This is a genomic window from Streptomyces sp. NPDC030809, assembly GCF_055572195.1.
In genome coordinates, this window is record NZ_JBVIDV010000005.1 from 198,600 (window position 1) to 208,565 (window position 9,966).

6 protein-coding genes are annotated in these 9,966 nt (G+C 75.3%); 2 read left to right on the forward strand and 4 right to left on the reverse strand.

Going from position 1 to position 9,966, the window contains the following annotated elements:
- The first annotated feature begins 477 nt into the window (after nucleotides 1-477).
- The gene (locus tag ACZ407_RS09295; protein ID WP_468126872.1) at nucleotides 478-4,611 is read left to right on the forward strand and encodes a hypothetical protein; all 4,134 of its coding nucleotides are present in this window, start codon (nucleotides 478-480) and stop codon (nucleotides 4,609-4,611) included.
- Nucleotides 4,612-4,699: 88 nt separating this feature from the next.
- Here ACZ407_RS09295 and ACZ407_RS09300 read toward each other — a convergent pair whose 3' ends face one another.
- The 4 genes from ACZ407_RS09300 to ACZ407_RS09315 all read right to left on the reverse strand — a co-directional run bounded on the left by ACZ407_RS09300 (nucleotide 4,700) and on the right by ACZ407_RS09315 (nucleotide 8,945).
- On the reverse strand, nucleotides 4,700-5,263 hold the full coding sequence (locus ACZ407_RS09300) for an RICIN domain-containing protein (RefSeq protein ID WP_468126874.1): 564 nt from the start codon (nucleotides 5,261-5,263) through the stop codon (nucleotides 4,700-4,702).
- A 208-nt stretch (nucleotides 5,264-5,471) separates the two neighbouring features.
- Complete coding sequence (locus tag ACZ407_RS09305; protein ID WP_468126875.1) at nucleotides 5,472-7,235, reverse strand: FG-GAP repeat domain-containing protein; 1,764 nt, start codon at nucleotides 7,233-7,235, stop codon at nucleotides 5,472-5,474.
- 43 nt (nucleotides 7,236-7,278) lie between these two features.
- Nucleotides 7,279-8,025, reverse strand: coding sequence for a hypothetical protein (locus ACZ407_RS09310; protein WP_468126877.1), 747 nt, complete (start codon nucleotides 8,023-8,025; stop codon nucleotides 7,279-7,281).
- Between the two features lie 68 nt (nucleotides 8,026-8,093).
- Complete coding sequence (locus tag ACZ407_RS09315) at nucleotides 8,094-8,945, reverse strand: LysR family transcriptional regulator (protein WP_468126878.1); 852 nt, start codon at nucleotides 8,943-8,945, stop codon at nucleotides 8,094-8,096.
- An 81-nt stretch (nucleotides 8,946-9,026) separates the two neighbouring features.
- Here ACZ407_RS09315 and ACZ407_RS09320 point away from each other — a divergent pair, with 81 nt between their 5' ends.
- Nucleotides 9,027-9,587 (forward strand): cupin domain-containing protein, encoded by a 561-nt coding sequence (locus ACZ407_RS09320; protein WP_468126879.1) that lies wholly within the window; start codon nucleotides 9,027-9,029, stop codon nucleotides 9,585-9,587.
- The last annotated feature ends 379 nt before the right edge of the window (nucleotides 9,588-9,966 follow it).

Genomic DNA, 9,966 nt, shown 5'->3' on the forward strand with positions numbered 1-9,966 from the left:
GGACGTCGATCACGGCCGGCCCCCGGCAGCATGCCCGCCCGCAGGACGGCTTCGGACTCGGCTCTGTTGTTTGGCGCAGCCCCGGCCGCGGGCATGACCTCGGGGCCGCCGGGGGCCCGGCAAGGAGGCGGCGCAGCGGGGGCTTCGGGCAGGTCCGTGAAGGCGGTGGGGGTTGACGGCGTACGTGGAGGGCGGCGCGGGGGCCGGTGGCACGGTTTACGGACTCGCCGCGCGCGGTGGAGGCGGTGCAGCGCCGTGAGCCGGCGATGGTGGTGGCCGTCGCGCACGGGCAGCGCACGGGACGGCTCCGGGGCGGGCCCAGAGGCCTCCGGCGCAGGCGCGGGCAGCTCCGGCGCAGGCCCGGAGACAGGCCCGGAGACAGGCCCGGAGACAGGCCTGAACGCCTGGGTGGAACGGCGGGGTGCGCACGGTGCGGTCTTCGGCTCCCGCTCGCTGTGGGTGGGTGGGAGCGCCTCCGTGGTCGTCACGGGGGACCACAACCAGGTGCAGCTGCCCGGCCGGGTGGCGCCCTCGGGCTACGTGCACCAGGTGGCCCGCCTGGCAGCGGCGGACTTCCGGGGCCGGGAGGAAGAGCTCGCCGCCATGGCGGCGTTCTGCACGGGCGCAGCCGCCGGCACGCCGCCCGCGGGCCCCGGAGCCGGCGGCGCCGGCCCGCCCGGCGCCGGCTCCTACTGGCGCTGGGTCGCCCCGCGTTGGTCGGGCAAGACCGCGCTGATGGCCGAGTTCGCCCTCCGCCCGCCGCCGGGCACGACCGTCGTGCCGTTCTTCATCACCGCCCGACTGGCGGGCCAGAGCGACCGGTCCGCCTTCTGCGAGGTCGTCCAGCGCCAGCTGTACGTGCTGCTGGGCGAGCCGGAACCGCTCGTCACCGAGGCCACCCGGGACGAGACCCTGCTCCACGCGCTGGGGCGGGCCGCCGCGCTGTGCGCCGGGGCCGGCCGGCACCTGGTCCTTCTCGTGGACGGGCTCGACGAGGACACCGGGGCCACGGGCCCCGACGCCCACAGCATCGCCGCCCTGCTGCCCGCCGTACCGCCCCCCGGGCTGCGGGTGATCGTGGCCGGGCGCGAGGAGCCGCCGCTGCCCTCCGACGTCCCGCCGGGGCATCCGCTGCGCCAGGAGGGCGTACGGCGTCCGCTGGCACAGTCCCCGTGGGCCCGGGGCCGTGAGGAGCTCGTCCGGGCAGACCTGCGGCGCGTGCACCGGCTCGGCGGGCTCGGCTGGGAGCTGGTCGGGCTGTGCGCGGTGGCGGGCGGCGGGCTGAGCGCCGCGGACCTGACGGAGCTGAGCGGGGGTGCTCCGCTGCTCGTGCGCGAGCAGCTCGAATCGGTGGCGGGACGGTCCTTCAGCATCCGGGGACCGCACTGGCGGACTGCCTCGGCACCCGACGTGTACCTCCTGGCACACGAGGAGATCCAGCGCACCGCGCTGGCCCTGCACAGCGGCACGGAGCTGGCGGCGTACCGGGAGCGGCTGCACCGCTGGGCGGACCGGTACCGCACGGCGGGCTGGCCCGAGGGCACGCCCGAGTACGTGCTCCGCGGATATCCCCGGCTCCTGCGCTCCCTCGGTGACACCGCCCGCATGACCGAACTGGCCGTGGACGACGCCCGGCACGAGCGGCTGTGGACGGTGAGCGGTGCCGATCTGGAGGCGCTTGCGGAGATCGCCTCGGCCCAGCAGATGCCGGCGGTACCGGCGCGGGAGGCCGGCGGGACCGACCTGGCCCGGGCGGTCCTGCTGGCGCTGCGGCGCGACGCCCTGCACACCCGGTCCCACCGGGTACCCCACGGGCTGGTACTCGTATGGGCCAAGCTGGGCCACATCGACCGGGCGCTCGCCCACGCGCGCGCGGAGTCCGACGGCGAGGCCGGGGCCCTGCAACTGGCGGCCGTCGCCCTGGTCCTGGCCCGGGCGGGGCGCCGGAGCGAGTCGCTGGCCCTCGTACCCGAGGCGCAGGAACGGCTGGCGCGCAGCAGCACGCACCGCGCTTCCGAGGTCTTCGCTGCGCTCGCCCAGGTGTACGTGGAGACGGGCGAGCTGCTGCGCGCGGCCGAGCTGGCCGGGGCCGAGGTGCCACCGCACCGGCGGACGGACGTGATCGCGGCCCTCGCGGAGGCGGGCCGGGTCGAGGAGGCGGTGGGACTCGCCCGCGACGACCGGGCGGGAGGGAGCGGAGTCGAGGCGCTGCTGGTCCTGGCGCGTGCTCTGGTCGTCCGCGCTCCTCAGGAGGCCGCCCGCTTCGCGGCCGAGGCCGTTGCGGCCGCCGGTTCCACGGAGGGGAGGACGAGGGAGCTCGTCGTGCCGCGGCTCGCGAGGGGTCTGGCCCGGTCCGACCCGGGGCCGCCGGGACCGATGGCGGACCCCCTGGTGTGGTGGGGGGCTGTGCTGCCCGGACCGCCGGGCGGCGGGGCCTCGGCCGCCGGAGACCGCGGGCTGCCCGGTGCCGGTGCTCCGGACGGGTCTCCCGGGGCGGCCGGGTCTCCCGGGTCCGCCGGGAGGAGCAGTGGCCGGGATGCGCTCCGGGTCCGTCTGGCCGAGCTGGTGCGGCCGCAGGGGTGGACCGACTCCGACGAGCAGGACTTCGGCCCTGCCGTGGCGGCCCTGGCCGGCTGGGGGTTGGGCGAAGCCGCCGTCGGCCTGGCCAGGTCGAGGACCTCGGGCCGGCACCGTGCCTTCGATCTGGCCATGGTGATCTGCGGCCTCGGGGTGACGGCGGCCCCGGCGGCCGGCTGGGGCGGCCGGACGGAGCCGGGGGCCGGGCCGGAGGTCCACGCGCGCGCCGTCGCCGCCCGCCGCGCGGCCGAAGACCTCGTCGACGAGGCGGCCGAAGCCGCGCGCCTGCTGGAGGACGAGCCGCAGCGGCTCGCCGCCCTGACCGTGCTCGCGGACGTGCTCGTGGACACGGGCAACCGCTGTGCGAGCCCGCACCTCCTGGCGGCCGCGGCCGCCGTCGCCGAGGAGGCGGCGGCCTCGGCGCGCGGTCTCGGCCACCGGCAGTGGCTGGCCGAGCAACTCGGCTTCCTGGCCGGGGAGCTGGCTGCGGCCGGGGAGACGATGACGGCGGCCCGCCTCGTGGCGCGGTCGCTCGGGATGTCCCGGCCGACCGCGGCCGTCCCGGAGCCCGGTCTGTTCGCACGCCGCCGCCTGGCCGTCCGCCTCCTGGCCGACCGCGGCGCGTACGATCTGGCGCTGCGGGTGGGCTCGGAGTCGGGGGATCCCGGCGACCGGCAGCACGCCCACGTCACCGTCGCTGCGGCCCTCGTGAACGCGGGTGACCCGGACCGAGCGGTGGAGGTGGCACGCGCAGGGGTGCGGAGCACCTCCGACCCGGACACGGTTGCGCCGGCCCTGCTCCACACGGCCGCGCTGCTCGACCGTGCAGGCCACCGGGACCGTGCGGTCGCCCTGGCCGAGGAGGCGGTCGCGGCCGCCCGCGGCGGCGAGGAGCAGGAGGCCCGCAGGTACGCACCGGATCTGGTCCTCCAGGCGGATTCCTTGCGGGCCCTGGATCTGCCGTGGGCGGCCGGGCTGCTGGTGGACGATGCCCTGGCCGCCACGAGGGACAACGAAGACTCCTCGGAGCGCTTCCGGTGGGCGGTGGAATGCGCCGGCCTGCTGATCCACTCGGGCGAGCTCACGGCGGCCCGGCGGGCAGCGGACCTCCTCCGCCCGCCCGAACGCATCCAGTTGCTGACCGATCTCGTGGGGGAGCTGGTGGCGTGCGGGCATGCGGAGGCGGCCCGGGACTGGGCCCGGCTGGCCATGGAGTCCGCCCGCGCGGCCGCCCATCGCGGCCGCATCGACCCCTGGATCCCACCTGCGGTGGTGGGGGCACTGGCAAGGGCCGGTGCCGTGGAGGAGGCGTCGGACTACGCCCGGGAAGACCACGGGTCGCCGACGGGGGCGCAGGCGGCGGCCACCGCCGTACGGGCCCTCGCCGCGGCCGGGTATCCGGCGGAGGCCGTCCGGCTGGCGCCCGAGGCCGCGGCCCGGGCCCGGGACACGGCCGCAGAGATGTCGGCCGGTGAGCGGGCCTGGGTGCTCGCGACGGTGGCCGAAGGACTGGGACGAGCCGCCGGCGGCCGTGCGAACGGCCCGGACGCCTACGGCGGCGTTCACCCGTCGGAAGCCGCGGGCGCAGACGCCGCTGCCCTGGCCTTGGAGGCCGTGGCGCTGCTGCCCCCGGACGGCCCCCTCGACCGGGGCTTCGTGCACGACCAGGTGCTCACCGCCCTGCTGGCCGCCGACCGGTTCGAGGAGGCCGAGGCGATGGCCGGGCGCTACGAGGAGTTGCGCGATCGGACGCGGGCCCTGGTCGCCGTGGCCGAGGCCCTCGACCGGCGAGGCCTCGCGGCACGGGCCGCGGGCCTCGCCCGGACCCTCGTCGATGCCGAGGAGCGCGGTCGGCTCCTGCTCCGCCTGGCGGCCCGGCGGGAGGACGACGCGGAGCGCCGCGCCGCAGTGGCCGAGGCCTTGGCCCTGGGCACGTGGCGGCAGGACTCCCTGGAGGCAGTGGCCCGCCTCCAGCCCGCGGCCCTCGACGTGCTCGCCGACCACCTGAGCGCCGCGGCGGAGGACCTGGACTGAGCGGCGCCCGCGCCGCGGCAGCGGCCTCCGCGGCCCGCCGGGCGGTTCCACGGGGCCGCCGCGGCCGTGCGGTATCCGGCGGTCCCGCTCAGCAGCGGGGCTTGCACGGGGGGCGCTTGCCGTCGTCGCCGCCGGGGGTCTTGTCGAAGGGCATGTAGAACCAGCGCTGGGCGTTCGTGCCGTTGGCGCTCCACAGTTGCGGCCGGGCGCCCGCCTCGAAGCGGCTGTTGGGCACGTCCAGGACGAGACCCGAAGGCTCGTGGGTGATGGGGCCCCAGGTCCCGGCCCCGACGGCGTCGGAGGGCACGTCGAAGAGCTGGGCGCCGCTGCCGTTGCAGTCCCACAGCTGGGGCCGCACCCCGGGACGCGCATCGCTGTTCGGGACGTCCAGGCACTTCCCGGAGACCTTGTTCACCAGGGTGCGGCGGCCGTGGAGGCCGTCGGAGACCCGGGCCTCCCAGTGCTGGGCGTCGGTGTCGTTGCAGGTGTACAGCTGCACGGGAGTGCCGTTGGCGGTACCGCTGTTGACCGCGTCCAGGCACAGGCCGCCGATCGTGATCGTTTCGGTCAGGTCGTACGCGGAGGCGGGTGCCGCTCCGAACCCCAGGAGGGTTGCCGCCGCCACCGCTCCCACGACCGTACTCCCGCGCATGCGCTTCATGGTGGTCCTCTGTCCTCTCGGGTGCGTCTGCTCGCTGTCCTGCGAGCGGGGCTCACCGTAGATCGGCCGTGTCAACAGACGCTGAACGCGGCAGGGGCCCGCGTTGATCACCCGCCGCAACGGACGCGGGCCCGCCCCCGGCCGGTGTGCCGTGGAACGGGCCCGCGCCCCCGGTCGTCGCGGCCGGTGGCCGCCGGGGTCAGATCATGCTCTTGTAGATGTTCCAGCCGGTGCCGAACTTCGTGCGGGGGGCGAAGGTCGCGGTGCCGGCGTTGCCCGTGGCGGTGTACAGGTACATGACGCCGTCGGGGAGGCGGGCGAGGACGTCTCCCCTGCTGTCGCCGTTGATGTCACCCGGCGCGACCAGCGCGTCGTAGATGTTCCAGTTGCTGGCGATCTGCTCCCGGGCGGCGAACGGCGCGGTGGACGTCCCGGTGCCCTTGTAGAGGAACAGCCGGCCCGTGGTGTCCCGCGCGAGCAGGTCGGCCCGCCCGTCGCCGGAGTAGTCGCCGGAGCCGACCAGCGAGTTGTACGTGTTCCAGCCGGTGCCGATCCTGATGCGCGCGCCGAGCTTCGTGTACAGCGCACCGTCGCCGGGGTGCAGCCACAGGGTGCCGCCGGAGTCCCGGCTCAGCAGGTCGCCCTTGCCGTCACCGGTGAGGTCGCCGGGGCCGACCATCATGGTGTAGTTCCACGAGGTGCTGACCTTCTGGCCGCGGATGTACAGGTCGCTGCCGATGTTCTGCACGTAGGCGGCGTGGTTGCGGTCGTTGAGCGCGGTGGCGTACGCGTTGCGGGAGCCGGGCGTCTCCTTGCCGGCGTTGGTCGGCGGCGAGAGGTAGTCGCCGTTGGCGAGGGCGTACCACTTCGCCAGGGTGTTGTCGGTCTGGGTCATGAGGTTCTGACCCTTGCCGTAGAGCTGCGTGGTGCCCGCGCCGACGATGAACCTGTTCTCCTCGTAGCCGTCGCCGAAGTACTCGGGGGCTCCGAACTTCCCGCCGCCGATCGACTTGAACCAGTACTGCACGCCGTCCTTGTTGCGGCCCAGCAGGTCGCCGCGGCCGTCGCCGTCGCCGTCGTCCGAGCCCGTGATCATGTTGTACGCGTTCCAGCCGGTGCCGACCTTGACGCGGGGCTTGAGCGGGGCCGTGGCGCTGCCGGCTCCCTTGTAGAAGTACAGCTCGCCGAGGAGGTTGCGTGCGACGACGTCGCCGATGCCGTCGCCGTCGACGTCGTTGGCACCGACGATCTGGTCGTAGATGCTCCAGCCCGAGCCGACCTTGACCCGCGGGTTGAACGGCTTGCTGACGCTCCCGGTCCCCGTGTACAGCCACAGGCCGCCGGTGTGGTCGCGGGCCAGCAGGTCGGGGCGGCGGTCCCCGGTCACGTCGCCGGTGGCCATGACGCGGTTGTAGGTCTGCCAGCCGCTGCCCGACCACTTCGGCGCGGACGTGCTCTTCACGCCGGCCTCGTAGAGCGTGAGGATGCCGTCGAAGCCGAGAGAGAGCAGCTCGGGCTGGGCCGTCCCGCCCACGTCGCCCACCGGCAGCAGGTCCTTGAACGCGGTGGCGGGGTCGAGCTTGGAGATCTCGTACTCGCTCCACTCGTGGATCGAGGACAGGTAGATGGCGGTGACCTGGTCGTATTCCACGGTGATCATGTCGCTGCGGCCGTCGCCGTCGACGTCGTGCCGCGGCTTGGCGGCGGCAGCCGCCCGGAGCGCCGGCGAGGCGAGGCGCGGCATGACGACGGTCGGGTGCCCGCCGGCGCGCCGCGGTGCGGCATCGGAGGCCGGCTCGGGCGCCGTTGCCGGCACCGGGGCGGATGCGGGCAGCGCGAGGGCGGTGCCGGAGGTCCGGTGGTGCGTGGCGGCAGTGCTCGGGGCGGCGGCGAGAGCGCCGGCGGCCAGGGCGAGCGCGCCCCCGGCGGCCAGCACGCGCAGGCGTCCGCGATGCGGTGTCATCAAGATCCCCCCTGAGGATCGGGCCATGCGGGAACCCTCCCGGTCACGTCGTGCCGTGTGACCGGGAACACGCGTCCGTACGTGAACGGTCCCCCGCTGCGGTCCGTGCAGCGTATGTCGTGTCACCGACAACGGACGCGATCGTTCCGTGCGGAGTTCCCTTTCCCGGGCCCCAGTTGACGTTCACCGCCTCGGCGGCGCGCCCGGGCAGGTCCTCCCAGGGGCGCGGAGCGATGACCGGTACCCCGGCCGCGCGTGCCTGGGCGGCGAGCCACCGGCCGTACAGCACGCCGGCGCGGGCGCGGTCGTGCTGCGGCCCGGCCTGGGGTTCCCGGCGCAGGTAGTTGGCCGTCACCCGGGCCTCGTCGTCCTCGTGGAGGAAGACGGCGCGCACCGGTGTGCCGGGCGCCACCACCGACGGCAGGACGTAGTCCCCTTCCAGGATCACGGGGGTGTCGGTGTCCACGTGGTTGGCGATCACCGCCTCGACCGCGGGCACCAGCGCCTCGGCGACCGCGATCTGACGCTCCACCACCGACTCGGCCGGCAGGCGGGCGGCCTCCGGGTGCGTACGCCAGAAGTGGACGTCCGGCAGGTGCTCGGGGAGCGTCACCGCGAGGAGGGCCTCCACGATGTCGTCGACCTCCACGACGGGGACGCCGTAGCGTCGTGCCAGGGCCCGGCTGACACCGGTCTTCCCCATCCCCGAGGCTCCCCCGACGACGAGGACCCGCCAGTCGGGCACGTCCTGCTCTCCGTTCGCACCGTTCGCACCGTTCGCACCGTTCACCCGGGCAGCGTAACGGGCCCCGGACCCGGCGGTGCCGAGCAGGGCGGGCGGCGCCGGCCGCCCGGTGCTCAGTGGCGGTAGGCGGCCGCCGCTGCCTCCACGAAGGACCGCACCAGCGGATTGGTGTCGCCCGCGTTCCACGCCACCACCACCCGGCTCGGCGGCATGTCGGTCAGGGGCACCACGGCCAACTCCGCCGGCAGGGCGTGCCCGAGCGGGGTCAGGCCCAACGTGCCGTTCCACCGCACCGCCTGCCGGCATTCCTGGACGGCGCGCACCTCCGGGCCCTCGCGCGGCGTGCCGCCGTTCCAGTACGCCTGCCAGAGGGGGTCGGTGCCCGGCGGGAAGCGGAACCAGTGGCGGTCGTCGAGTTCGGCCAGTCGCAGGCCCTCGCGGCGGGCCAGCGGATCGTCGGCGCGCAGGACCGCGCCGACCGGATCGGTCCGCAGGGTACGGACCGTCAGGGCGGTTTCGTCGAACGGCGCCCGGGTCAGCGCCACGTCGACCAGTCCGGCGCGCAGCCCGCAGGTGGGGTCGCTCAGGTCGGCCTCGCGGATGCGGATGCCGGTGCCGGGGCGGTTCCGGCGGTACGCGGCGGCCAGCCGGGACACTCCCGGGTCGGTGCCGTCGCCCAGGATGCCGACGGCGAGGGACGCGGCGCCGGCGGCCGCGCGTACGCGTGCCCGGACGCGGTCGGCCTGGCCGAGCAGGGCCCTGGCCTCGTCGAGCAGCAGGGTGCCCACCGGGGTGAGCTCGACCCCGGTGGGCGAGCGGTCGAAGAGCGGGGCGCCGGTTTCGGCTTCCAGTCGCCTGATGGCCCGGCTCAGCGGCGGCTGGCTCATGTGCAGTCGGGTGGCGGCCCGGCCGAAGTGGAGTTCCTCGGCGACCGCGACGAAATAGCGCAGGGTGCGTAGCTCCACGCGGCAACGATACCCAGCGGGTATCGGCGCCGCGGAAAGGGTCTTGGACGCCGGGGCGGGCCGGGGCGTGCACTGGTGGGCATGACCGGAGAAGCACGAAACAGCGCCCCGCAGACCGGATCCGCCCTGTCGGTGGTGGGTCCCGGCGAGGGCGAGACGATCGTCCTGGGCACCACGCGCATGCGCGTCCTGGAGGACGGCAGCCACACCGGGCACCGCCTCGCGATCGCCGAGTCCGTCCTCGCCCCGCACACCGAGGGGCCGCCCCAGCACCGCCACGGCCTGCACGACGAGGGCTTCTACGTCCTCTCCGGCACGGTCAGGTTCACCGTGGGGGACACGGACCACGACGCGACCGCGGGCACGCTCGTGATCGTTCCGCCCGGCACCCCGCACACCTTCGCCAACCCGACCGACCGGCCCGCCGTCATGCTCAGCACCTTCACCCCCGACCTGTACGTGCAGTACTTCCGGGACCTCCGGGAGGCGCTCGCAGGCGGCCGACCGCTGAGTCCGCAGGCCAACATCGACGCGATGAGCCGGTACGCGACCGAGCCGGTCGGCGACGGCAACGGCAACGGCAACGGCACGAGCGAGAGCGGTGGCAGTGGCAGTGGCAGTGGCAGTGGCAACGGCGGCTGAGGCCAACGCCCCGCCACCGCACGCACGCCTCCCCTCCGACCCGGGACCGACATCCCGTGTCGGGCGCCCATCGGCGGCTGCCCGTGCCCTGCCGGTGCGCTGTCGGCGGCCTCATGCTCGCCCGCGTCCTGCACCTCCACGGCATCCCGGCCACGGTCTACGAGGCGGAGTCCCTCCCCCACGGTGCGCACGGGGAATCGACTCGGAGCACGACACCGCCCGGGACCTGATCGGCACGTTCACCGAGAACGGCCGCCGGTGACCGTGTCACCGGCCGGGTCCGGGGGGGGGGGGGGGGGACCCGGGGGGGGTGGGGTAACAGAGGAAAGGGGTGGGTTGGGCGAAAGGAAAGGCTTGCCAAGGAGTCTCCCGCCACCAA